This is a genomic window from Paraburkholderia lycopersici (genome assembly GCF_900096975.1).
Lineage (GTDB): Bacteria > Pseudomonadota > Gammaproteobacteria > Burkholderiales > Burkholderiaceae > Paraburkholderia > Paraburkholderia lycopersici.
Window position 1 is genome coordinate 21769 of record NZ_FMYQ01000002.1, and the last position, 24119, is coordinate 45887.

At 62.3% G+C, this 24119-nt stretch carries 17 protein-coding genes and 3 pseudogenes; 14 read left to right on the forward strand and 6 right to left on the reverse strand.

The annotated features are described in order from the left end of the window. Positions 1-132: 132 nt before the first annotated feature. The gene (locus BLU17_RS03010; RefSeq protein WP_091994250.1) at positions 133-1857 is read right to left on the reverse strand and encodes a dihydroxy-acid dehydratase; all 1725 of its coding nucleotides are present in this window, start codon (positions 1855-1857) and stop codon (positions 133-135) included. Positions 1858-2044: 187 nt separating this feature from the next. Between BLU17_RS03010 and zwf the strand changes: the two genes are divergently transcribed. The 4 genes from zwf (at position 2045) to BLU17_RS03030 (ending at position 6353) form a co-directional block, all read left to right on the forward strand. After that, positions 2045-3634, forward strand: coding sequence for a glucose-6-phosphate dehydrogenase (gene zwf / locus BLU17_RS03015; protein WP_091994252.1), 1590 nt, complete (start codon positions 2045-2047; stop codon positions 3632-3634). A 22-nt stretch (positions 3635-3656) separates the two neighbouring features. Continuing rightward, complete coding sequence (locus BLU17_RS03020; protein WP_091994254.1) at positions 3657-4472, forward strand: ROK family protein; 816 nt, start codon at positions 3657-3659, stop codon at positions 4470-4472. Between the two features lie 498 nt (positions 4473-4970). Beyond that, complete coding sequence (locus BLU17_RS03025) at positions 4971-5501, forward strand: cytochrome b (RefSeq protein ID WP_091994256.1); 531 nt, start codon at positions 4971-4973, stop codon at positions 5499-5501. A gap of 117 nt (positions 5502-5618) precedes the next feature. After that, positions 5619-6353: a metallophosphoesterase family protein gene (locus BLU17_RS03030; protein ID WP_091994258.1), complete on the forward strand. Its 735-nt coding sequence runs from the start codon at positions 5619-5621 to the stop codon at positions 6351-6353. Between the two features lie 25 nt (positions 6354-6378). Here BLU17_RS03030 and BLU17_RS03035 read toward each other — a convergent pair whose 3' ends face one another. Then, the gene (locus BLU17_RS03035; protein ID WP_091994260.1) at positions 6379-8100 is read right to left on the reverse strand and encodes a dihydroxyacetone kinase family protein; all 1722 of its coding nucleotides are present in this window, start codon (positions 8098-8100) and stop codon (positions 6379-6381) included. Between the two features lie 359 nt (positions 8101-8459). On the opposite strand from BLU17_RS03035, the pseudogene BLU17_RS33590 reads away from it, so the two are divergent. The 6 genes and pseudogenes from BLU17_RS33590 (at position 8460) to BLU17_RS03070 (ending at position 15762) form a co-directional block, all read left to right on the forward strand. Continuing rightward, positions 8460-9328: pseudogene (locus BLU17_RS33590) on the forward strand (DUF2345 domain-containing protein). Further along, entirely contained in the window at positions 9325-10992 is a 1668-nt protein-coding gene (locus BLU17_RS03050) for a hypothetical protein (RefSeq protein ID WP_143189166.1), read from the forward strand. The pseudogene BLU17_RS33590 and the gene BLU17_RS03050 overlap by 4 nt, the downstream one beginning before the upstream one ends. Continuing rightward, positions 10883-11950 (forward strand): Imm71 family immunity protein, encoded by a 1068-nt coding sequence (locus BLU17_RS03055; protein WP_091994270.1) that lies wholly within the window; start codon positions 10883-10885, stop codon positions 11948-11950. Before BLU17_RS03050 ends, BLU17_RS03055 begins: the two co-directional genes overlap by 110 nt. Before the next feature lie 693 nt (positions 11951-12643). Beyond that, positions 12644-14281, forward strand: coding sequence for a GGDEF domain-containing protein (locus BLU17_RS03060; RefSeq protein WP_091994273.1), 1638 nt, complete (start codon positions 12644-12646; stop codon positions 14279-14281). Positions 14282-14353: 72 nt separating this feature from the next. Continuing rightward, a pseudogene (locus BLU17_RS03065) lies at positions 14354-15283 on the forward strand (EAL domain-containing protein); the annotation flags it as partial. A gap of 152 nt (positions 15284-15435) precedes the next feature. Continuing rightward, positions 15436-15762, forward strand: coding sequence for an RcnB family protein (locus BLU17_RS03070; protein ID WP_091994277.1), 327 nt, complete (start codon positions 15436-15438; stop codon positions 15760-15762). 70 nt (positions 15763-15832) lie between these two features. Here the strand turns inward: BLU17_RS03070 and BLU17_RS03075 are convergent, their stop codons facing one another. Together BLU17_RS03075 and BLU17_RS03080 are read right to left on the reverse strand one after the other, a co-directional pair. Further along, the gene (locus BLU17_RS03075) at positions 15833-16213 is read right to left on the reverse strand and encodes an SHOCT domain-containing protein (protein WP_091994279.1); all 381 of its coding nucleotides are present in this window, start codon (positions 16211-16213) and stop codon (positions 15833-15835) included. Positions 16214-16324: 111 nt separating this feature from the next. Then, on the reverse strand, positions 16325-16885 hold the full coding sequence (locus BLU17_RS03080; RefSeq protein WP_143189167.1) for a DUF308 domain-containing protein: 561 nt from the start codon (positions 16883-16885) through the stop codon (positions 16325-16327). Between the two features lie 114 nt (positions 16886-16999). Between BLU17_RS03080 and BLU17_RS03085 the strand changes: the two genes are divergently transcribed. Further along, positions 17000-18850, forward strand: a complete 1851-nt coding sequence (locus BLU17_RS03085) for a beta-galactosidase (protein WP_091994283.1) — start codon at positions 17000-17002, stop codon at positions 18848-18850. A gap of 2 nt (positions 18851-18852) precedes the next feature. Here BLU17_RS03085 and BLU17_RS03090 read toward each other — a convergent pair whose 3' ends face one another. Continuing rightward, positions 18853-20823, reverse strand: a complete 1971-nt coding sequence (locus BLU17_RS03090) for an enterotoxin (protein WP_091994286.1) — start codon at positions 20821-20823, stop codon at positions 18853-18855. Positions 20824-21090: 267 nt separating this feature from the next. On the opposite strand from BLU17_RS03090, the gene BLU17_RS03095 reads away from it, so the two are divergent. The 3 genes and pseudogenes from BLU17_RS03095 to BLU17_RS03105 all read left to right on the forward strand — a co-directional run bounded on the left by BLU17_RS03095 (position 21091) and on the right by BLU17_RS03105 (position 22641). Beyond that, complete coding sequence (locus BLU17_RS03095; RefSeq protein ID WP_091994290.1) at positions 21091-21396, forward strand: hypothetical protein; 306 nt, start codon at positions 21091-21093, stop codon at positions 21394-21396. Between the two features lie 48 nt (positions 21397-21444). Further along, positions 21445-21630, forward strand: a pseudogene (locus BLU17_RS03100) (succinylglutamate desuccinylase); the annotation flags it as partial. Positions 21631-21948: 318 nt separating this feature from the next. Beyond that, complete coding sequence (locus tag BLU17_RS03105) at positions 21949-22641, forward strand: phosphatase PAP2 family protein (protein WP_091994293.1); 693 nt, start codon at positions 21949-21951, stop codon at positions 22639-22641. A gap of 33 nt (positions 22642-22674) precedes the next feature. On the opposite strand, the gene BLU17_RS03110 is transcribed toward BLU17_RS03105, so the two are convergent. Beyond that, positions 22675-24117 carry an aldehyde dehydrogenase family protein gene (locus BLU17_RS03110; RefSeq protein WP_091994296.1) on the reverse strand — a complete coding sequence of 481 codons (1443 nt, stop codon included), beginning with the start codon at positions 24115-24117 and terminating at the stop codon, positions 22675-22677. Between the last annotated feature and the right edge of the window lie 2 nt (positions 24118-24119).

Consider the following 24119-nt stretch of genomic DNA (forward strand, 5'->3'; position numbering starts at 1 on the left):
GCACAGGCATGGGCCGGGCATATCGCGCCCGATCTCGCGCGCAAGGGCAACGGGCTCGCCTTCCGGCACGCCGACGCGCAACGCTACGCGCTCACCCGAGATCGCCGCGCGCACGCGCGAGAACCAGCGGTGTTACGTCAAGAACCGGAAATCGCACCCCTCGTCGGCCTGCAGGATTTCGCGTTCGTAAAGACTCGCGTAGCCACGCTTATGCCGCCATTGCGCGCGCGGCGGCTGCGCCTGGCGGCGCCGCTCGAGTTCCTCCTCGGGCACGAGCAGTTCGAGCGCGCGCTGCGACACGCTCAGGCGAATGCGGTCGCCGTTCTTCACGAGAGCGAGCGGGCCGCCCGAGGCCGCGTCGGGCGTGATGTGCAGCACGATCGTGCCGTATGCGGTGCCGCTCATGCGCGCGTCCGAGAGGCGCACCATGTCCTTCACGCCCGCGCGCGCGAGCTTGCGCGGAATCGGCAGGTAGCCCGCTTCGGGCATCGCGGCTTCGCTCGCGGGGCCCGCATTCTGCAGCACGAGGAAGTCGTCGGCGGTTACGTCGAGCGCATCGCTGTCGATGCGGTTCGCCAGATCCTCCAGCGAGCCGAATACCACCGCGCGCCCTTCTTTTTCGAACAGCGCCGGTTCGGCCGCCGAGCGCTTCAAGATCGCCCCGCGCGGCGCGAGATTGCCGAACAGCGCGACGAGCCCCCCTGTTTCGCGCACGGGCTGCGCCGCGGGCCGCACCACTTCGCGGTCCACCCAGCTCACCGCGTCGAGCCGCTCGCCGAGCGTTTCGCCCGTGACCGTGCGGCAATCCAGATGGAGCAGCGACTTGAGTTCGCGCAAGATCGCGGGCACGCCGCCCGCTACGTAAAGATCCTCCATGTAGTGGGCACCGGTCGGCTTCAGGTCCACGAGCACCGGCGTGGTCTCGCTCAGTTCGTTCAGGCGGCGCAGATCGACCTTGATGCCCAGACGCCCCGCGATCGCCGTGAGGTGGATCACGGCATTGGTCGAGCCGCCAATCGCCAGCAGCACGCGCAGGGCGTTCTCGACGGACTGGTGCGTGATGATCTCGCCCGGACGGATCGGGTTCGCGATCAGGCCGAACGCCACGCGGCCCGTCTCTTCGGCAATGCGCAGACGGTCGGCGTCGACGGCCGGGCACGCCGCGCTGTTCGCGGGCATCATGCCGAGCGTCTCGGCGATGATCGCCATCGTGCTCGCCGTACCCATCACCGCGCAGGTGCCCGCTGTCGAGGCGAGGCGCCGCTCGACGGCGTCGATTTCGTCGGCGTCGATCTGCGCGGCGCGGAAGCGGGCCCAGAAGCGGCGGCAATCCGTGCAGGCGCCGAGGCGCTCGCCGCGATGCCGGCTCGTGGACATCGGCCCCGCCACGAGCTGCACGGCCGGAATGTCCGCGGAGGCCGCGCCCATGAGCTGCGCGGGCACCGTCTTGTCGCAGCCGCCCAGCAGCACGACCGCATCCATGGGCTGCGCGCGCGTCATTTCCTCGACGTCCATCGACATCAGGTTGCGGAACTTCAGGCTCGTGGGCGTGAGAAAGGTCTCGCCGAGCGAGATGGTCGGAAATTCGATGGGCAGGCCGCCCGCCGCCAGCACGCCGCGCTTGACCGCCTCGATCATTTCCGGAAAGTGGCGGTGACAGTTGTTGAAGCCGCTCGCCGAATGCGCAATGCCGACGATGGGGCGATCCAGCATTTCGCGGCTATAGCCCATCGAGCTTGCGAAGGTGCGGCGCAAATAGACGCTGAATTCGCGGTCGCCGTAATTCGTGAGGCCTTTGGCAAAGCCGGTTGCGCTCGCCTCCGGCTTGTTCGGCTTGTTGTCGTGCGATTCACTCATCACTTTTCCTCGCCAGGGATTCCTGCAGTCGAACGACGACTCTACACCTCGCGCGCCGCCAACGCGGCCCGTCGCGCGACTTTACAGAACGCCTTCACCGGCGCATTGAACTTCGCTGCGCGACCACGCGGTCATTCAAGGTATTGCAATTGCTGCTCGCTTTATTTCGGTCAAATGAAGCGAAATCATGTCGACAAACCAGCCTCCCCACGATGCCTCCCGCACGACGCAGAGCGCGAAAGTGCCGTCGCATCCGCATGGCGCCGCCTCGCCGGCCGGCAGACATCCCGCGCCGCCCTGTACGCTCGTGATCTTCGGCGCGGGCGGCGATCTGACAAAACGCCTCCTGGTGCCCGCGCTGTACAACCTCGCCGTCGACCGCCTGCTCGACGACGGCATGCAGATCATCGGGGTCAATCATGGGGAGCGCGAAACGAAGGCGTGGTGCGACGACCTGCACGACGCGCTGCAAAAGTTCGCCGCCGACAAGGCCAGCACCTTTCACGCGGGCAAGCTCGACGACAGCGCGTGGAACTGGGTCGCGCAGCGTCTCTCCTACATGGCGGGCGAATTCGAGGACGACGGCACGTATCGGCGCCTCGCGCAGCAACTCGGCGGCGAGGCGCGCGGCGGCGTCGTGTTCTATCTCGCGGTGGGCGCGCGCTTTTTCGAGCCCATCGTCGAACGTCTCGGCAAGGCCGGCTTGCTTAGCGAAGGCGATGGCATGTTCCGCCGCCTCGTGATCGAAAAACCCTTCGGCGCCGATCTCGCTTCGGCGCGCGATCTGAACCGGCATCTGCGGACGTTCGTGAAGGAGTCGCAAATCTATCGCATCGACCATTTTCTCGGCAAGGACACGGTGCAAAGCATTCTCGCGCTGCGCTTCGCCAACGCGATGTTCGAGCCGGTCTGGCGGCGCGAATATATCGACAGCGTGCAGATCACGGCTTCGGAAGTGATCGGCGTGGAAGGCCGCGGCAAGCTCTACGAGCAGACCGGCGCGTTTCGCGACATGGTGCCGAACCATCTTTTCCAGCTGCTCGGCATGGTCGCCATGGAGCCGCCCAACTCGTTCGACGCCGAAGCCGTGCGCGACAAGAAAGCCGAAATCTTCGCGGCGCTCAAGCCGCTCACGCCCGATGACGTGGTCTTCGGACAATATGCGAACGGCCCCGGGGGCGTGGCTTACCGCGACGAACCGGACGTCGCGAAAGACAGCCGCACCGAAACCTACGCCGCCGCGCGCGTACAGATCGACAACTGGCGCTGGGCGGGCGTGCCGTTCTATTTGCGGACCGGCAAGCGGCTCACCGCGCGGAGCACGGAAATATCCGTACAACTAAAGAGTGTGCCGTTTCTCCTGTTCCGCGATACGCCTGTCGTATCGCTCACGCCCAATATCCTGACGCTGCGCATCGATCCCTCTCACGGCATGAGCTTCGATTTCAACGTCAAGACGCCGGGGGCCGTCGTGCAGATCGGCGCGGTGCGCTCGTCGTTCGACTACGACGATTTCTTCGCGGAGCAAGCCAATGTCGGCTACGAAACGCTGCTGTACGATTGCATGCTCGGAGATCAAACGCTCTTTCAGCGCGCCGACGGCGTGGAGGCGGCGTGGGCGGCGGTGGATGGCGTATTGCATCGGGCACTCGGCGCCGCGCTTCCCGTGCATGAATACACCGCGGGCACCGAAGGTCCCGCCCAGGCCGACGCGCTGCTCGCGCGCGACGGCGGCGCATGGCGCGCGCTCGCGCAAGCTGCACCAAAGAAGCCGTGAACCAGACAGCAATGGAGAACGTATGGCCCCAAAACAGAAAGTGACGAATCTGACACCCACCGCACCGGTCGTCGAAAGCATTCTCGCCATCGACATCGGCGGGAGCGGCCTGAAAGCCGCGATCATCGACATGGACGGCGCGATGCGCACGGAGCGCGTGCGCGTGGCCACGCCGCATCCCTGTCCGCCCGCCCTGCTCGTCGATACGCTTCACGCGCTCGTCGAGCCGCTTATCAAGCAGTATCCGCCGGCGCATGTGTCGATCGGCTTCCCTGGTTTCGTGCGCAACGATCGTGTGCTGACGGCGCCGCACCTCGGGCCGCAAGACTGGATCGACGTGCCGCTCGCCGAAATGATCGGCAAGCGCCTCGGCATCCCCTCGGTGCGCATGATCAACGACGCCGAAATGCAAGGGCTCGCCGCCATCGAAGGCCGCGGCCTCGAATTCGTCATGACGCTCGGCACGGGCGTGGGCACGGCCATGTTCCGCGACGGCGAGCTGATGCCGCATCTGGAGCTCGCGCATCATCCCGTCAGCAAGAAGCACGCTTACGACGAGTACATCGGCGACGCCGCGCGCCGCAAGGCCGGCAACAAGCGTTGGAACGCGCGCGTCGCGAAGGTCGTCGGCATACTCGAATCGCTCGTGCACTACGACAAGCTGTGGATCGGCGGCGGCAACGCCTCGCATCTCACGTTCGAGCTGCCGCCGAACGTGGCGACCGTGCCCAACGCCAGGGGCATCGAAGGCGGCGCACGCCTCTGGCATCCGCGTTCGGTGCGCGAAACGCGGCAGCTTCCCGAAGCGGCGCTGCGCGCCGGCAAGTCAGGAGCCTAGCCGGCTTTTCCCGCGGTTTCCGAGGTCAGGCATCGCGTCCCCGTCGCGGGCGTTGCGCGAGGCGAGGTTCAGCGTCTTGCGCTGGCGTGCTCGTCCGCCATGCCTGCCCGTTTGCCGGCCGGCGCGGCCGAAAATAGCCGCCCTTGTTTACGGCGACGGTTCCCTTGCCGGGCCGGGAGAAACCGGTACGGCCGCCCGCATCGTATGCCACGTCATGATGCAATGCATGTGGGCGTCAAAATCGGGGCTGGCTTGAGAATAGTGTCGTACCATTCAGCAGCGTGCCCGCGCCGGAGGGCGTAGCAACGGATCGAAGCCGGCCACGGAATCGAGCGCACTCTGCGGAGCCGGTGCGACAATCGTCCGGCGTACCATGAGACGCTGCCTGCGCAGCGGCAGCGCTTCGGTCGGGTAGGGCCCGCGTGCTTAATGGTCTGTTAAGTCTCGTGTTTCTACAATCGTCGGTTTCAACCGCGCAGTCCTCCACAGGGAGCCCTCATGCAAAACGCCGCCAACTCGCGTTACGACTTCGTGGCGCGTCTGCTTCACTGGCTGGTCGTCGTCATCGTCGCGACGCAGTTCGTGATTGGCTGGACCATGCCGGACGTGCACCGCGACACGCGGCCCGTCGGCGAAATCGCGTGGCATCTGGGCGTCGGCACCGCGCTCCTCGCTGCCATGGCCTGCCGTCTGCTCTGGCGCGCGACTCATCGTCCGCCGCCCGACGAACAGTCTCCGCTGATGCGCACCGCGGCAGGCCTCACGCATTTCGGCCTGTACGTCCTGCTCGTTGCGGTGCCGGTGCTAGGATGGATCAACGCCTCGTCGCGCGCGTGGGCCGTCATGCTGTTCGGCGTTCTCCCGTTACCCGCGCTCTCGCCGGCGGGCTCCTCGTTCGGGCACGCCATGGGCGACGTGCACAGCGTGCTCGCGTGGGTGCTGTTCGGGCTCATTTGCCTGCACGTCGCCGCGGCGCTCTATCATCGCTTCGTGCTCAACGATCGCGTCCTGCAGCGCATGAAGCTCTAAGGCGGCCTCGGCGAGCAGACCGCCGCGAAGCACGAACGAACGAGCCGTGGACACGAGGCAGCGGATCGTCCAGAATCGGCCACTTGAGCCCTTCCGCGGGTCGCAACCGTCTGCACCATGAAAATCGCGGCACTTTCCGATATCCACGGCAACCTGCCCGCACTCGAAGCGGTGCTCGACGACATCGGGCAGCGAGGCGCGGACGTCGTCGTCAACCTTGGCGACATGCTCTCTGGCCCGCTTTATCCGTCGCAAACCGCCGACCGGCTCATGCAGCTTGGATTGCCTACGATTCGCGGCAATCACGAAAGACAGTTGCTCGCGGCGGATCCGTCGCGCATGGGGCCGTCGGATCGCTTTGCCCGCGCGGCGCTAAGCCGCGCACATCTGGCGTGGGTTCGCGAATTGCCCGCCACGCTATGGCTCGAAAGCGACGTGCTCCTCGTGCATGGCACGCCGCAGGACGACCTCTCGTATTTCCTCGAAACGGTCACCGCAGACGGATGCCGAACGGCCACGCATGGCGAAGTCGGACGCCGCGCCGCCGATGTCGAAGCAACGTTGATCCTATGCGGCCATACGCATTTGCAACGGTCGATGAAACTCGCGGACGGCCGCCTCATCGTGAATCCGGGCAGCGTCGGCCTGCCGGCTTACGAGGACAGCCACCCCTTTGCTCATCGCATGGAAACGGGCTCTCCGCACGCCCGTTACGCGAGCATCACGAGAACGCCGGACGGCTGGGAAGCGGTATTCCGAACCGTCGAGTACGACTGGCATGCCGCCGCCGAACAAGCGGCCTCGAACGGCCGGCCCGACTGGGAAGCCGCGCTTCGCACCGGCTATTGCTGAAGCACCGCCTCGGCTCGCGAACGCATCAGTCCGCTGCGATATGCGGCTGTAGCGCCTTGAGCCAGCACGCCACCACGACCGCCCCGCCATCGGGCGTGCCGATGGCGCGCGCGCCCAGGTAGCTTGCCCTCCCCGCCCGCGGCGTCATGCGCGCCGTATCCTGCGCGCCGGATTCCGCTGCGCGCACCGCGTCCGCCCATGCCTCGGTAACGGAGCGCGCCGACTGCAGGCCGTGTTCCAGCGCCTCGACGGCGGGCACGAGCGCGTCCAGCATCGTGCGGTCGCCCGGCTTCGCGCCGCCAAGTTCGCCGATCGCCTCGGCTGCGCAGCGCATCGCGTCCACCCAATCGCGGGCGTTGGGCTGGGCGCGCCCGGCCAGCCTGCGAGAGGCGCGCAGCAGCGCCGTCGCGTAGAACGGCCCCGAGCTGCCCGCTATCGCGCGGCGCAACGCGGCGCCGGTTGCGGCAAGCGCGCCGTCCGGCGTGCCGAGCGCGCTCGCGGGCAGGGTCAGCAAGGCCTGCGCCGCGCGCTTCATGCTGGCCCCGAGATCGCCGTCGCCAGCGCGGGCATCGAGGTCGGTGAAGCGCGCCTCGTTCTCGATGAGCGCGTGCGCAACGGCATGAAGCGCCGGCTCGAGCCGGCGCGCCCACGGCCCGTTGCCCGCGTCCGCACGCGCCGCCGCCGGTTGCGCGCGCGAGTCGGAGGACACGTGCGCCGGCTCCACGCGGATCTCGCGATTGAGCGTCCCGACACCGGGCCACGCGCACGCTTCGGTATCGGCGTCGAGCAGCGCGAGCCTTGCATCGTCGAGCCGCAGAACGGAGATCGAGCAGCCCGGCATGTTGAGCGCCGAGAGGAACGTGCCCGCCCACGCGCGCTCCACGACGACGCCCCGGCGCGAGAGGCCCTCGAATGCGTCGCGCATGACGATCGACAGTTCCATTGCGGGCGTCGCGCCAAGCCCGTTCACGAGCAGGGCCACGCGCTCGCCGCTTTTCAACTTCAGTTCCCCGGCGATATTGGCGAGCAGCGTTTCCGCGAGATCGCCGGCGGCCATCGGAATCGTGCGCTCGACGCCCTTTTCGCCGTGTATGCCCATGCCTAGCTCGATCTCGTCGTCGGCGAGGCGAAAACCGGCCTGTTGCGCGCCGGGCAATGTGCAACCGTCGAGCGCCACGCCCATTGTGCCGAGGTTCCGGGCCGCATCGCGCGCGATCGCCGCGACCTGCGCCAACGCGTCGCCGCGCGCGGCGGCGGCGCCCGCGATCTTGTGCACCAGCACGGTTCCCGCAATGCCGCGCCGCTGGCCGCGCTCCGTGCGAGCGCGCAGCGACACGTCGTCAGCCACGACGACGATTTCGACGGGAATGCCTTCGGCTCTCGCCAGTTCGGCTGCGAGACCGAAGTTGAGCCGGTCGCCCGTGTAGTTCTTCACGACGAGCAACGCGCCGTTCGGCCCCGCGGTCGCGCGAATCGCGGCGAGCACCGCGTCGGTAGAGGGCGACGTGAAGACCTCGCCGCACACGGCGGCGCTGAGCATGCCGCGCCCGACATAACCGCCGTGAGCGGGCTCGTGACCGCTGCCGCCGCCCGAAATCACCGCGACGGGACGCGCCGGCGGATGCGCCAGCGCCTTGCGGACCAGCACGTTTTCGTCGCCGAGCACGGCGACATGCGGGGCAGTCCGCGCGATCCCTTCGAGCATTTCGCGGACGACACGCGACGGATCGTTAACGAGTTTCTTCATGGCTCCCTCGAAAGAGTGACAGAGGCAGTGGTTGCGCATTTTGGGCGAGATCGTCTATTGAAGCACGGGCATGAACGCCCTGCAGATTCATGTTCCCGCGAACGTGAAACCTGGAGCGGTGCGCCCTTGTTCATCGAGGTCAGGCATGGAGTGGCGACGTGCCCCTCTTCATCCGATACATCCGCTGGGTAAGGCCTGCGTTTTTTTCATCCCGCCAGGTTACAGGTCTCGCCGCGAGTACCTGGCGCCTTCTAACCTTCCCAGGGAAAGTCAAAGACTGGTAAATGGAGCCAGTGCGCGTTGATCGATACCGATCTTTAAAACTTATCCGATTGTTTTTTTAAGGCGCGCGAAGAACGATGAATGTATTCAGGTCGAGCTTTGCTTGTCCTTTCGGTGTAGCAGTGCAAACCCGCTCCATCAAGCAGCAGACCGCCGACCTTCGCGGCACGGCAAAGAGCGCCCCCAATGACTTCCCGGAGTTTGCCAGTCCGCTTATTGCGCTTTCCAGTCCTGCGGGTATCGGAACTTCCACGGCGGGCAGCACGCATATCCAGAGCGACGAGGACACCGCCATCACGACCGGGCGCAGCATTGGCTTTGCGGTGGGCAAGTCGTTTCACGCCGCAGTGCTCGAAAGGATTTCGCTGTTCGTGCGCAAGGCGGGAATGATGCTCGTCGCCGCGTCAGGAAAAATCTGTATCGAGGCCCAGGGAGACGGCATCGACGTGACCGCGAAGAAAGAGTTCATATCGCGAGCGAGGACGGCTGGATCAATCTGACCGCCATGAAGGGCATACGCCTGAATGGTGCGGGAACGACCGTGGAACTGAGCGTCGCCGGGTTGCTTGGCGCTACGAACGGGTTGTTCCTCGTCCACGCTGACGACCACAAGACCGACGGACCGCAATCCACGCCCCCTGCGTTCCCGCCGAAGGCTTACACCGACAGGTCGTCACTGTCGCATCTATATCACGACGGCGAACCGGTTCAGGGCGCGAAGTTCGACATTCATTACGACGATGGCAAACGCTACAGCGGCACGCTTGACAGCGCGGGTCATGCCGATCTGAGCGACGCACCTCTCGGTGCGGGCCGGATGAAGATCGGGTCGGATTCGCGCCCATTGCAGGTCAAGGCCAATGACCCCAATCCCGACTACAAGTCGCGCTGGGGAGAAAGCGATTTCAGTGCATCCGCAAACAAGCAGAACAATGGTGGCGTATGAGTGATATGACGGTGAGCAACCCCGCAGAAAATCGCATTGGGGCAATCGAGACGGGAAAACGGATATGGGCCAATGCCGCCGCTGCGGCCGATTGGATCGGCGGCGCGTTGAAGGGGGAATTCGGCCAGCAGCAGACCACTGGCCAGATTGTCTTCGATGCAACGATCAGCATGTTTCCGGTCCTGGGCGAAGGTACGGCGGCACGCGATACCGTCGCGATCATCATGCATATGGCCGACAAACGGGAGGCGATGGAGGACCGTTGGGCATGGATCAAGCTGGTACTCTGCCCGATTGCCGTTGTCCCGATCTTTGGCGGAATCCTGAAGGGTATCGGAAAGCTGGTCATCCGCGCCCTTGAGAAGTCTGAAGACCTGGCGAAGCTGGCCGAAGAGGTCGTCCGGTTCGTGAACCGCATGTGCCACGGTAACGCCTATGAATGGCTGCGCAAGCTGGATTTCACAAAATACGAAGTAAAGGTCGTCGGCGGGCTGACGGAAGCGCTGGACCGCTTCTCGGGGGCCTGCCGGTATATCGTGCGCAACATGGGGAACGCGCTACCTTCGCATGTCGTCACGTATCTGTCGGGCTTGCCTGCGAAACTCCAGCCGATCCGTAACGCGGCAAACCGGATGGTTCCGCAGGCGCTGCGCGACCTGAACGACTGCCTTGCCCGCGTGCGCGCACATATGGTTGAGGGCACCTGGGCGGATATATCGGTCGGGTCCGGCAAGGTGACGACGCGTGAGGGCGAAGGGCAGATGGTGGCGGCTGCTCGCGACGCCGGAAAGGAGGCACATCCAGCCGCGAAGCTCGCGGATTATAGCCATGTCGAGGGGTGGCCGGATTTAAGGAGAGGCAGCCACATTGCACAGGATGAGAATACTGGTGCAAAAAGCTATACCGTTATCAAATCGTTCAGCGACCAGGCACCGATTGAGGCCGTGACGCTTGCGCCGGGCAAGTACAACCTGGCGCGCGTGCTGGATAACACGAGGCGCACGACGAAATCACGCTACAAGCTGAAAGGGACGATCTCGACGCGTACCAAGCGTTCCCCTAACTGGCTACCGCGCATGGCGAAGAACGGGCGCGAGTGGCGCGAGAAGTGGGCCGTCAAGATGGATTGGAATCATAACGGCGCGTATATCCACCTGGATCATATTCCGACCCGCACTGAGCTTATGGCAATGGGCGTGGCGGATATTCCAGCAGACTGGAACGGGTTGCGCATCTGGAAGGGGATGGTATCGAGCCAGTACGACAAAGAACTGGGCCGATGGCTTGAAGGCGGCGAGACCCAATACATCATCGATTTCAGCCATCCCTATAACAAGGTGCTGGAGGACTACGTCAAGAAGCTGATCGCGATGCCAACCAACTGGAAGGATGTGACTTTTTGCCGGTTGACCGGGTGGCAGTCCGCCCGCTGGACAAGGATGAAATCCTGCCGAAGGTCGTCCCGCAGGGCTATACGAACCGTGCGCCTGCGGTTGCTGGTCGCGCATTGCCCAGCCATGACAGCGCTCAGGCGCAAAAGTGAGGAATACCGGTATGTCAGACTTTATTTATGTCGCGGGAAAAAACGACGATTCGGCGCGCGACCGCGCGTTCTACCTGCTCAGGAAGTACACGAGCGCCACACTGTTACGACACGCGATTGACTTGTACCGCGAATTCCTGCGCGACTTCGAGAGGGAAATCAAGCGGCCTGAAGTCGAAATCGACTATAGCGATGATCTTGTGGAGTTTATGCGTTTCCTTCAACCGATGGAGTATGCCGAACCGTTATTGACGAACCCTGCGCGGCGCGCGGAAGCATTCGGCATGCTGCGCGAAGGCGTCAAGTTCAGCAGCTACATCTGGGGTCGAAAGTATGAGGAGCTTGGCGCGGCTGATCCATCAGACCTGTTCTACAAACTTGGATATCGGGAAGACAAGACGCAATCAATTGGTATATTTGGAAAAGCGTCGTTGGCTAGTTCGCTAATATCGTTGATGCTCACAACGATTAATAAGGAATCGGTTCTGTATTTAAACGATGAACCTGACTCCCGTTCTGTAATGCGCTGGACCTACGAAAGCATTTTCTTTGACGATCTGCCCTTCAACCGGATTCCGCCCATCCGCTTTCCCACGCATCTTCCTACCTGCCCGCCGCGTAACGAAGACAATATGGACGAGGTATGGAGCGGCCGCGAGATTCCCGTGACGGGCATCTGGGAACCGTGGGCGATTGATCCGAAGATCGGTGTTCGTTGCCCCAACTACTATCTCGCGGGCGACATCGCGAGCCAGTATCAGATCGAAGGCACCGATACGCTGGAGGATGTTCGCTGGCGGTTGATCTGGAAGGACTTGCGCTACCCGAGCGGTCAGACTCCAGTCGAGGAGGATGACTACTTCGCGCCGGCCCCGTCCGCCAACCTTAACGCACCGGTCGTGCGTCAGGCACGTCCAGGCGAAGTGTGTCCCGAAAGTGGCGAATGGTACGCGCCGCACCTGAACAACAGGACGTTCAGGATGAGCACAGGCGAAATCATGCCCGGACCGGAGTTTGCGTCTACGGGAGCCGTAATCTGGTATCTCAAACCGCGCCCGGATAGCGGTAGCACACTTTAACGTTGGTAACTGCCACGTTTGGGTGGAGCGCTCAAAGTACCGAATTTTCGATATTCTGATTTTTTCACCCAAATCCTTGCCGCAATAGTTGGGGTAGCATCGCGACCATTGTGATATGGAGTTAGCAAAATACGGAAACAGTTATATCCATGATCTCATCTACGGCGGGCATATCGAACGAAGATCGAATAATGTCGAGAGAAGCGGAATCCGGTTTTCAAAAAGATTGGATTTTTGTCATCGGTTGGACTTCGTGGAGCGGCTGAAGCAGAAGGATAAAATCTTATCAGCCGCAGATAATGACAATGCTTTCTATCGCGACAATCAGCGTGTGACAGTTCGACGACTTCGCGATTTCGTGGACGGCTGGAATCCGGCTGTCAAAGACGAATGGCGCGTCAGTCGTATTCTCCGATATCGATCTCCAGCAGGCTAGCGCACCTTCCAGGTAAAAACACCAATTAAACAGGCACATCAAACCGGTTATTCGGGCAGTAGCGTCGATTGCAGTTCTGTCCCTGCTTTCGCTGTCCTCACGCCCAGAACGCCATGGTCCATCTGCCCGCCCCCGCGCTGACGCCAGTGCCTTCACAAGTAACCTGCCCACTCATGCGGAGCGACGTTGCGCCAGTGACGACGTGCCCGAAAGCGTTGCGCCGCAATGAACGTAGCTGAAACACCTGGACCCATCGCGTGCGGACCCCGTCGCGCGCCCGGCAACGCCAGGGCATCGCCCTGGCGGTTGCACTGATACTGTGCCTCGCAGCAGGCGCGATCCTCAGCGCGAACCTCTCCCGCGGCACGGCAGATTCGCGTCTCCGTAACGAACTGAACGTCACCTCGGAACTCGACGCGCTGCTCACGCTGCATATCGCCGCCAACACCGACTTCCTGAAAGGCGTGGGCACGGCAGGTTACGCCTCGCGCGCGTGGCCAATCAAACGGGCCGCGGCCGTTGCCGGCATCTACGACCGGCTCGAGCACGACTTCACCGGCACGCCGCGCAACGAGCGCGCGGTCCGCGAGCTGCGGCAACTCAGCGCCGTGTGGCCCGAGGAACTCGACGCCGCCGCGCGCAATATCGCGCTGGCCGACGCCGGCGCGAAGCTCGAGCCCGGCCTTCTGCAGCGCGCGAACGAAACGCTCAGCTCCATCATGTCGCATCTCACCGAACTGCGGACCGTGCAGCGCGAGCGGATCAGGATCATGCAGTTCGGCGCCCAGGCCCAGCTCGCCCGCCAGAAGATCTCGCTCATCGGTACGGCGACGGCCGGCGCGCTGCTGTTCCTCTTCACGCTGTTCACGAGCCATCGAGCGGCATCCGGTGGCGATGCTCATCTTCGACGTCAGGCCAGGGACCATTTGCGCATTCGCGGCCGGGCCCTGGAGGCTTCGCGCAACGCCGTGATCATTTCGAAAAACGCCGATGGCGGGAACGTCGTCACTTATGCGAACGGCGCGTTCGAGCGCATCACGGGGCGAACGGTGGCGGAAGCCAACGGTGCCGAGCTTTGGAAGATCCTCGATTGCGAAGCATCGGGTCCCCACGCCGATATCATTCGGAGTGCAATTCAATCCGGTAGGAAGGTTTCAGAACTGCTCAAGTGCTACAAACCGGATGGATCGTCCTATTGGGCCGAACCGCATATCGCGCCGGTTCTCGACGAGTGCAATCGTCCGACGCATTGCGTCACCGTGTTCAACGACGTTTCCGAGCGCATTCGCTATCAGGAACAATTGCGCATGCAGGCCAACGAAGACTCGCTTACGCATCTTCCGAACCGGCTCGGCCTCAAGGCGAGGCTGAACGAAATGGTCAGAACCGCGCTCGCGGAACAGCAAAAGCTCGCGCTGGTATTCATCGATCTCGACAACTTCAAGGAAGTCAACGACTCGCTCGGCCATACGGCGGGCGACGAAGTGCTGTGCGAAGCGGCACGCCGCCTCTCTGCGAATATCGCGCACGGCGAGATCGTGTCGCGCTATGCGGGCGACGAATTTGTCGCCGTACAGCACGGCCGGGGCGACGTGGAGAGTTTCGTCGGCGTCGCGGAAAAGATGAAGGAATCGCTCACGCATGGGCTCCTCATCGGCAACAAGGTGATCGTGCCGCATGCCTGCGTCGGCCTCGCGGTGTTTCCCGACCATTCCAGCTATCCTGATTCGCTTCTCAAGCATTCCGACTCGGCCATGTATCGCGCCAAGTCGGTCGGACCCGGCACCATGCAGGTCTTCGAACCTGCTATCGCCACGCAGAATCTGGAGCGGGCGAGCCTCGCGCGGGCGCTGCGCGTTGCGGTGTCGTCGCGCGCGTTTTCCGTTGCCTGGTAGCCGCGAGTCAATCCGACGACGGGTGAAACGACAGGCTTCGAGGCACTCGTTCGCTAGCGCGACCCCGAACGCGGTCAGGTCAGCCCGGCGCGCTTCGTTCCGCTCGCCGAAGAAAACGGCTCGATCGTGCAAATCGGCGAGTTCGTGCTCGAGGAAGCGTGCCGCCAGGCACACGCATGGGCACGCCAGTATCCGGACATCGTCGTGTCCGTGAACGTGTCGCCCGTTCAGTTCGTGCGCTCGGATTTGACCGCTACGGTGGCCGCTACGCTTGCGCGCACGGGCGTCAGTCCGCGCAACATCGAACTGGAGATCACCGAAGGCGTTCTCATGGCGCCCCGCTCGCTCGCCACGCTGCGCGCCCTTCGCGAGATGGGCCTGTCGATTGCCATCGACGACTTCGGCTCGGGCTATTCGAGCCTTGCGTATATCCGCAGCTTCATGGCCGACCGGCTGAAGCTCGACATGTCGTTTGTGAACGGCATCGGCCATTCGCGCGCCGACGAGGTCATTGTGAAAGCCGTGCTGGCCCTCGGGCAAACGCCAGGCATGCGCGTGGTCGCCGAAGGCGTGGAGACGCTGCGCCAACTCGAATTCCTGATCGAGAACGGCTGCAATGAGGCCCAGGGTTACTGGTTCGCGCGCCCTGTGGACGTAGCTGCGGCGCAGGCCTATCTGGAAGCGAGTCACGCGCCCGGCGTCCCCCAAAGCCAAGTTGCTCCAGAGGCTGACGAACCGCGTTTGCGGCAGCGTCCTCGCCGGCGCGATTCGCAGCGCGCTGCGTGCGCTGCCATCCGCTCGCCACACCGCTCGACGATACCGTCAACGCGCACCTCCGCCGAGCGGATCGCTTCCATCCGCAACTTGGCACGCGACGCCAGGTGTTATCAAACAATATCGAGCAAATGCATTCACAGGAATTACCCGAAACCGACACAAAATCCTCCACTCCTAAATTTCTTGAAGTCGCAATTCCCTCTACTACTATGGATAGGCAGTTAACATCCCTAAATTATTCTATTTCTCTGCTTTCACCTACCCTTTGAGGGCAGGTTTGCACAGTCGGTTATCGTGGCTTTCAGGATGTTCCATAACCGAAGAAGCCATCGATCATGGCGCCGTCAATCACCTTCTTGCCTCAAGGAGATCGGATCATGAAAAGCCAACTCGTCCTTTCTGTCATCGCTGCGCTTCTCGTCGGTTTCTCTTCTTCCGCGCTCGCGCAAGGCACATCCGGCGGGGATCAAAGCCAGGGGACAGGTCGCCAGCAGGTCATGCCAACCATGCCGCATCGCGACTGGCACGAGGGCCAGCAGGTGCCTTCGAAATACCGGCACTACAATTTCATCATGAACGACTGGAAGTCTCATAACCTCGACGCCCCCAAGCGCGGCCAGCAATGGCTAGGCGTCAACGGCGACTACGTGCTCGTCAATAGAAGCAACTGGAAAATCTCGAAAATCGTTTCGGGCACTGAGTAAGAGAGGTTATTCGTTCACCCGCCGTTTTTGCCTGCTCCAGGCGTGGGCGATGCCCTGCCTGGAGCAGGCATCAATCGACGAGCCGAGAACGCAGGCGCTTGTATTCGTCTTCCGTAATCGAGCCTGCTGCCTTTAGACGATCGAGCTTTTCGATTTCATCAGCGACACTGTAGCCAACGATGTGGCGCAGTTCCTCGCGTGCCTTTTGCGCTCGCTCCTGGTTGCGGGACGCCATGTCTCTACCCTGCGTGAGGATATAGGCGAATATGCCGATATAGGGAAGAACGATGAGAAATATTACCCAGATGATCTTCAGAAAACCCGATATGTCGGTTCGCCGAAACAGATCGCTTGTGATCGTGATGAAAAGCCAGAACCACAATATGAACATGAATATCGAAAAAGCATCGATAATGAAGTTTGAAAACGTAAAGCCGTTTGCGACGATCATGAAAGTTCTCCCTCGGGTGCGTGAGGCAAACTGCAACTGCGCGTTGATGTTCGCGTCATAGGCGCCATGACCCCGCTAGCAGGCATAAAGGCGGCCTCCGCCAGTGCCCATTCAGGTCAGGCCCTTCTTGCGCTCGCGTCCAGCAAGCGGTACGACAGCCATCGAAATGAGATCGAGGCCGAGGAACAACCCAAGCAGGGGAAGCGGCACACTCGGGAAATTGGCGGCAAGAAAGATGGCGAGCAGGAAGGACAGCGCAGCGCCGACAAGACTTATATTGTTGATCTTCACGTCCTCGCCAAGCGAGGCAATGATCTTGAAGAAGCCGTCGAGCACGAAGAATATCATCAGCATCACGGTAAGACCGCGCGCCCGTGCGCTGTCGTTTACCAGAATGAGGATGCCGATGAGAACGGGTACGATAACGGGAGGAATTCTCCTGATGAAGAGCTTCCAGCCTCGCGCAGTAAAGAGATTCAGGGCGTGCACGAAGCCGCAAAAGAGCAGCATTCTCGCAATGAAAAGTGTACCGATCAAAGATCTTGTCGTGAGCGACAGGATGATGCAGAGAATTCCCGCCACGACGAGAAGGGTTGAACTCGCAATCGGGAAAAAAGCACGCTTTTTCATATTCGAATGTAACTGCATCAATACGGTTACATAGCTCGACATGTATGACTTATGTGTATGCTTATCGAATTGCAGGCTTTAGCGAAATTAAGCGTTCTACTATCGGCCGTGGAAGTATAGTGCGTCACCCTGCAAATACAAGGGCGCGAGTGCATCATGAATTCCGAACGCAGCCACACCTTCTCGTTCAGTCCCGACGGCGAACACTTCCTGATCGACGGCAAGCCGTTTCAGATCCGCAGCGGCGAGATGCATCCGGCGCGCATCCCGCGCGCGTATTGGCAGCATCGAATTCTCACAGCGAAAGCAATGGGGATGAACTGCGTCTCGTTGTACATCATGTGGAACTACCACGAGACGCGTGAAGGCATATTCGATTTCCACAGCGGCAACCGCGATATCGAGTCGTTCATCCGCTTGTGCCAGTCGGAAGCGATGTGGGTGCTGCTGCGCCCAGGCCCATACGTGTGCGCCGAGTGGGACCTTGGCGGCCTCCCTTCGTATCTGCTCGGCGACCCAACCATTCGCCTGAGAACCGACTCCGCCACCAGTCCTCGCTATATGTCGGCCGTAGCGCGCTACATCGATGAACTGGTCCCGCGCATCAAGCCATTGATGATCGAAAATGGCGGACCGATCCTGATGATCCAGATCGAGAACGAGTATGGATCGTATGCGAGCAATCCGGCTTACCTCGAAGCCCTCAGACAGCTCTGGCTAAAGGGAGGCATAGCCGGGCCGTTCTATACCGAAGACGGTCTCCCGCAACTGGAGCACAACCGCACCACGGTAAGCGGCGGTGCGATCGCGCTAAGCAACGGAAACGCGGCAACAATCGCGGCCGTGCGCCGCGCGTTCCCCACCGTACCCGCAATGGCTGGAGAGGCGTACCCCGGCTGGCTTACCCATTGGGGCGAAGCAACGTTCGCGGGCTCGGACTACGATCTCTCCGATACCCTGACGGCGTTCATGCAGTCGCAGCTATCGTTCAACCTCTACGTCATCCATGGGGGCACGAACTTTGGTTTTTACGCGGGCGCGAACGTGGACGAATCGGGCAACTACCAGCCCGATATCACAAGCTACGATTACTGCGCGCCGATCAGCGAGCAAGGCATGGTGACGCCGAAGTACGTGAAGTATCGCGAGATCATAGCCAGTTATCTGGCCGATCCATTGCCGGAGATACCCGATGCGGTCGCCACGCTCGGACATACCGACACGGCGATCTCGACGCCGGCACTGTACGCGTCAATATGGGACAACCTGCCTGCGGCCCTGCCGCGCGATCAGAGCGTCGATCCACAGCCGTTCGAGCACCACGGTCAGGCTTTTGGCTTCATGCTCTACAGGAAAACGTTGCAGACGCATGCAAATGCAGTGCTGGATATCAGCAGCGTTCACGACTACGCGACAGTTTTCCTCGGCGAGAAGTACGCGGGCGGTGTTTCGAGAGCGCCAATCCCGCGCGGGTACGCGCGGGCGTTACGCATGATGCATCGTGCGCCGCTTGCGCTGCGTTCCGCGATGCAGGATTGCAAGCCTCGCGGTCCCGTTCCGCTCGAGATTCTTGTCGAGGGCATGGGGCGCGTCAATTTCGGCCCAGAGATGGCCGACCGCAAAGGGCTGCTGGAGCCAGTCCGGATGCAGCAAGCCGATGGCTCGATTTTGCCGTTGCAGGATTGGGAAATCTTCCTGCTGCCGATGGACGAAGCATTTATCGAGAGTCTGACGGAACGCTGCACGAACCCGCTCAAACCCGGGCTTTTTTTCAAGGCGGTACTGCGGCTGGATGAAATCGGCGACACGTGGCTGGATATGCGCGACTGGACCAAGGGTATCGTGTGGGTCAATGGTCACAATCTCGGACGCTACTGGAACATCGGCCCGCAACAACGCTTGTTTTGCCCCGCGCCGTGGCTCACTCGAGGTGAGAATGAGGTATTGGTCTTCGATCTGCACCAGATCGAAGCAAAGCCGTTGCCACTGGCAAATTCGTTGTACTAGCGCTAGCGCGGCGTTCCCTCGGCCAGCGGCACGAGTTCCAGCGTAAGCACTTCGAACGGCGCGAGCTGGACCTCGTGCGGCACGTCCGCTTCCATTACCGCCGGAGTCGTCGCACAGGCCACTGTGCGCCAGCGGGTTCGTGAATGGAATCGTCCTGGCACCGCGGCCGGCAACTCCAGATGGCGCCGCAAATCGATTGCGAAGCGTTGCGTACAACGGTGCGGATTGCGTAGCGTCACGCAGGCCTTGTGCGGCGCCCACGCGGCCCAACCGTAGACGGCCTGTTCGTCGGGCGCTCCGCCTATCCAGTGGCTGTCGCGCAAAACGTCGGCATTCTCGCGCGCCCACCTGGCGGCGGCGGCGAGCTCGTCCCAATCGCTTGCGCCAAGCAGTGCCGGCGTGATGTACAGCTCCTGCAACTGCGTGCCGCTCGCGAAGAAGGAGCGCACCTCATTGGCGAAAGCATCGCCTGCAGACGTATTGAGACGCGGATTGCACTGTGCATAGACAATGCCGTGCAGCATCAGCGAATTGACGGGAAAGAACGGACTGCGCAGCACGACGTTGCGATACGTCTGCGCGTCGCGGTACGTGATCCAGCGCTCGCGGTTCGTGCCGCTGCCGGCGAGGCCGTCGTCGCTGCCGCCGCGCCAGATCGCGTCTACATCACGCAGCCAGAATGGCGACGGATGCGTTCCTGTCGAAAGATTGATGAACGTGTCCGGCCTTGCCGCGCGAATGTCCGCGATAAGCTGGATCGCGGCATCCCAGTCGCTGTCGAAGAGGCTGCCCGGAAACACCCGATCGGCATTGCCAGTGCCGTCGAACTTGAACTGGTTCACGCCGTCCCGCATGAGCAAGTCCATGACGACTTCGCGAAAGCGCTGGAAATATCTCGGCCCCGACAACGCGAAGCCGCCATCGATAACCTCATAACCGGCGACGATACCTCGCCTCACGCGCTCATGTTTCGGCGCGCCGTAGCCGCCCCAAGGCGAAAGCCATACGCCGGGCGCGGCGCCATAGCGTCGCGCGGCGGCGCGTAATGCGGCGAAACCATGCGGAAACGCCTTGCTGAAATGCCAGCCGCCGTCGAGGTCGTCCCAGCCATCGTCGAACAGAAACGAATCGATCTGCACGGCGCGCGCGGCATGCAATTCGCCGCCAATCGTTTCGATACGCTCCAGCGCCGCGTCCTCCGTGTAGGGCGTGAGGTAGCCGATATCCCCCCAGCTGTTGTAGTGCAGAAATGGGCGATAGGGCCTCGCCCGCTCCCGCTCCAGGTAAGCGGCGAACTCGCGCCGCCGCTGACCGTCTGCCGCCACGCCGGCTACCGCGGAATAATCCAGTGTGCGGTTCCTTTTCAGCGGCAACGTGCGTTGCAGCGTAAAGGAGACGCTACCGTCGCCCTCATGACTAGCTGCCAGCGGCATCTCGAAGCCGAGATAGAAATTGCCGGCGATGATTGGCGTGCCGTTTCGCTCGCCACTGAACTGTGCGCCGGCAACCCGCGCCTCCAGCAACGAAACGACAATGATGGCTTCATCCCGAAGAAGCGCCGTAACCGCGATCCCCATGCGCAGATAGCGTGAATGCACGCGTTGCTCTACGCTCCATTGAATCTTCAGGCGGCCTTGCGGGTCGGTCAGAGTGAAGCTCACACGCCGCCCTGCGGTTCGTTCGGCTAGTCGGGATGCGTGGACCTTGGGGACGAGTGCCTCTTCCCTCACGGGCGCAACGATCCTCGCTTCAGTCGGGCCGACGGTAGTCCCGTCTGCGAACGTGAGCAAAAATGGCGCGACGATGGGCAGCGCATCTCCGCGAGTGCGATCGATCAACGAAAAGTCGGTGAGCTGCGCATTACCGAATGTCCAGCGCAATGCAATTACGCCGTTGCCGAACGAGCTAGCACCGCCTTTCGTCCGGAACACGGGCATGCCGTCTTGTGGGGACGAAGCTTCGATGGCGCGCATGGCGGACCTGCCTCGATCAGTGGAGCTTCCATAGATTAGTGACAATGATCGCGCTGGGCAACACGCTCAAGCGAACGAAAGTTCCAGCCCTCAGTTCGCGCGCAACGTAACTGGCCACTACCTTATGTGAACCTTAAAACTGTCGAACGCATTCCATGCTTTACCGCTGGTTACACGATTGACAATTCCGAGGGTCTCTTTCGCGTCCGCTACGACTAGAATCCGCTTCCATCACAACCGCGTCGGTTGACTGGAACAGAGATCTTTATGAATCGCCTGACGTTTTATCTTCTCGCAGGGCTGGCAGGAACATGTGTGAGCACGGCGGCATTCGCTCATGCCGATGTCGGCGTCTATCTCGGTGTTCCCGGGCCGGTCTACGCAGCGCCTCCGTCGGTGTATGAGGCACCGCCCGTGGTCTATGAAGCGCCGCCCGCAGCAGTTTACGAAGCCGCGCCGGTGTACGGCTACGGCTACAGCTACCGTTACGACCGTGACGACGACGAACGCCGCTGGCACGACCATGGACATCACCGTGGCTGGGAGCATCATCACGGCGACGACGACGATTGACCGGCATCCCGGATAGGGACTGACATGATCGCCTTTATCGGCGTGCGGGTGGAACCGGGCCAGCCGACCGCCGACATCGTCGATCCGCTCACCGATCGCGTCGTCACCGCCACGAGTTCCGTCACCGGCGCGCTATATGCACGGCAACGTGCACGCTTTGCCACCGCCGGGATGGAAGTGGCGTGGGTCGCGGGAGCCACCCCGCTTCGCAGCGGCTCACTGCTGCCGAACTAAGCGGATTGCCTCGGTTTAAAGGGGGCCATGCCGCTGAGCCGAATGATCGGACACGTCGTTCGAAAGCGAAACGATATGTGACCAACCGTAACAATAGCCACGGACCTACTCACCGGTGGCGATATCAGGCCTTTCCCGCGCGGCCAGAGCGGCGGCAAGCGCATTTTACACTTGCTTTCGATTCTTTACCTACGCGCGATGATTTCAAACATACGATGAAAAACGCCTTGCGCGTCAGGCACAAAGGCGGCCCGCGAATAACGCCGCGGGCCGCCTTTCTCATTCGTAATCCAATCAGCGGAATGGCCCACACAATAAATGAACCGCTTCGACACCGTCATTCTGGGAGTTCTCACTCAAGCCCATCTTGCCCCGTTGCTCAATCACGCGATTCGGGTAATGGCGGGACTCTATACGTTCAAAGGTTACTTGCTGATCCCGCTATTGTGGTGGATCTGGTTCCAGCCGAGCGAACGCCGCGAATGGCGGCGCGAGATGGTGATCGCCACGCTGGCGAGCGGCCTGATCGCGCTCGCGGCGGGGCGCCTGCTCGCGCGTTTTCTGCCGTTTCGCCAACGCCCGCTTTTCAATCCGGAACTGCATCTGCATTTCGCCTCGTCGTCGCTGAGGGCGGCCGGACTGACCGACTGGAGTTCGTTTCCAAGCGATCACGCCATGCTGTGGGTGGCGATCGCGATGGGAATATTCCTCGTATGGCGCGTCGCCGGGATATTGGCGCTTTTATATGCGGCAGTGGTCATCTGTTTGCCGCGTGCATATCTGGGCTATCACTACCCGACGGATCTGCTCGCGGGTGCCGCGATCGGCGTGGTGATTACGTGGCTCATGACGCGCGACGCGGTCAGGAAACGAACCGCCGCGCCCCTTCTGCTCTGCAGCATGCGCTATCCCGGGCCGGCCGCAATGCTCGGGTTTCTCGTGTGCTTCGAGCTCGTCACCCAGTTCGACGATCTTCTGCGACTCGCCCATTCGGTGTTGCATGCGACGTGACGGGCGGCGCCGAAAGACGCCGCCCGCGTCCGCTCAAACCGTGCCCGGATTGATATAGGCCGTCTTGACCGTAGTGTAGAACTCGCGCGCATAGCTGCCCTGCTCGCGCGGACCATAACTCGATCCCTTGCGCCCGCCAAACGGGACGTGATAGTCCACGCCCGCCGTTGCGGTATTCACCATGACCATGCCGGCCTGCACATGACGACGGAAATGGTTAGCATAACCGATCGACGTCGTGCAGATACCGGCCGACAAGCCGAACTCCGTGTCGTTCGCCGCGGCGAGCGCTTCATGGTAGTCCTTGACCTTGATGACCGAAGCGACCGGGCCAAACACCTCTTCGCGGTTGATCCGCATCCCCGCCGTCGTGCGGGTAACCAGCGCGGGCGCGAGAAAATAGCCGCGCGTCGCGCCTTCAACGCGTTCGCCGCCAAACACCTCGCCGCCCTCCTCGCGCGCAATCGCAATATAGCGCTCGTCCTGCTGAAGCTGCTTGTCGTCGACCACAGGCCCGATATGGGTCCCGTCCGCCAGCGCGTCGCCGGTCTTCAGCGTTTTCATGCGTGCCTTCATGGCCTCCACGAAGCGGTCGTGAATGCCTTCGGTCACGATGAACCGGCTCGACGCCGTGCATCGCTGGCCCGTCGAGAAGAACGCGCCATTGATGCACGCCTCCACGGCCACGTCGAGGTCGGCGTCGTCGAGCACGACCATGGGATTCTTGCCGCCCATTTCCAGCTGGAACTTCTTGCCCGTCGCAAAGCACTTCGCGCCGATCGCGCGGCCCGTCGCGACAGAGCCGGTGAAGCTGACGGCATCGACATCAGGAGAGCTGACTATTGCCTCTCCCACCACCGATCCACGGCCCATCACCAGGTTGATGACGCCGGCCGGCGCACCGGCCTCGGCAATGATCTTCACGAGCTCCCACGTGCTGGCCGGCACGAGGTCCGCGGGCTTGATGACGACCGTGTTGCCGTAAGCAAGCGCGGGCGCGATCTTCCACGCGGGAATCGCGATCGGAAAGTTCCAGGGCGTGATGAGCCCGATGACGCCGAGCGGCTCGCGCGTCACCTCGACGGTCATTCCCGGCCGCACCGAAGGCACGATCTCGCCATCGAGGCGAAGCGCCTCTCCAGCAAAAAACTTGAAAATCTGCCCGGCGCGTCCGACCTCGCCGATTGCCTCGGGAAGCGTCTTGCCTTCTTCGCGCGCGAGCAACCGGCCCAGCTCGGCCTTACGGGCGAGAATGACGCTGCCCACCTGATCGAGCAGGTCGAAACGTTGCTGCGGCGTCGAAAGCGACCACTGCGCGAAGGCCTTGCGCGCGGCGGCAATGGCGTCGCGCGTCTGCGCCCCGTCGGCCTGCGCGAATTCGCCGATCGCGTCGTCGAGGTTGGAGGGGTTGAGGTTGGTGGAGGCCGTGGCGCCGCGCACCCACTGGCCACCGACGTAGTTGTCGAACCGGTTCATGT

Excerpts from the sequence above, each read along its gene's own strand:
- BLU17_RS03030 (WP_091994258.1), top strand. The coding sequence starts at position 5,619 with ATGAAAATCGCGGCACTTTCCGATATCCACGGCAACCTGCCCGCACTC.
- BLU17_RS03050 (WP_143189166.1), top strand. The coding sequence starts at position 9,325 with ATGAGTGATATGACGGTGAGCAACCCCGCAGAAAATCGCATTGGGGCA.
- BLU17_RS03085 (WP_091994283.1), top strand. The coding sequence starts at position 17,000 with ATGAATTCCGAACGCAGCCACACCTTCTCGTTCAGTCCCGACGGCGAA.
- BLU17_RS03035 (WP_091994260.1), bottom strand. The coding sequence starts at position 8,100 with ATGAAGAAACTCGTTAACGATCCGTCGCGTGTCGTCCGCGAAATGCTC.
- BLU17_RS03090 (WP_091994286.1), bottom strand. The coding sequence starts at position 20,823 with ATGCGCGCCATCGAAGCTTCGTCCCCACAAGACGGCATGCCCGTGTTC.
- BLU17_RS03020 (WP_091994254.1), top strand. The coding sequence starts at position 3,657 with ATGGCCCCAAAACAGAAAGTGACGAATCTGACACCCACCGCACCGGTC.
- BLU17_RS03025 (WP_091994256.1), top strand. The coding sequence starts at position 4,971 with ATGCAAAACGCCGCCAACTCGCGTTACGACTTCGTGGCGCGTCTGCTT.
- BLU17_RS03055 (WP_091994270.1), top strand. The coding sequence starts at position 10,883 with ATGTCAGACTTTATTTATGTCGCGGGAAAAAACGACGATTCGGCGCGC.
- BLU17_RS03070 (WP_091994277.1), top strand. The coding sequence starts at position 15,436 with ATGAAAAGCCAACTCGTCCTTTCTGTCATCGCTGCGCTTCTCGTCGGT.
- BLU17_RS03110 (WP_091994296.1), bottom strand. The coding sequence starts at position 24,117 with ATGAACCGGTTCGACAACTACGTCGGTGGCCAGTGGGTGCGCGGCGCC.
- BLU17_RS03105 (WP_091994293.1), top strand. The coding sequence starts at position 21,949 with ATGAACCGCTTCGACACCGTCATTCTGGGAGTTCTCACTCAAGCCCAT.
- BLU17_RS03080 (WP_143189167.1), bottom strand. The coding sequence starts at position 16,885 with ATGTCGAGCTATGTAACCGTATTGATGCAGTTACATTCGAATATGAAA.
- BLU17_RS03075 (WP_091994279.1), bottom strand. The coding sequence starts at position 16,213 with ATGATCGTCGCAAACGGCTTTACGTTTTCAAACTTCATTATCGATGCT.
- BLU17_RS03095 (WP_091994290.1), top strand. The coding sequence starts at position 21,091 with ATGAATCGCCTGACGTTTTATCTTCTCGCAGGGCTGGCAGGAACATGT.
- zwf (WP_091994252.1), top strand. The coding sequence starts at position 2,045 with ATGTCGACAAACCAGCCTCCCCACGATGCCTCCCGCACGACGCAGAGC.
- BLU17_RS03010 (WP_091994250.1), bottom strand. The coding sequence starts at position 1,857 with ATGAGTGAATCGCACGACAACAAGCCGAACAAGCCGGAGGCGAGCGCA.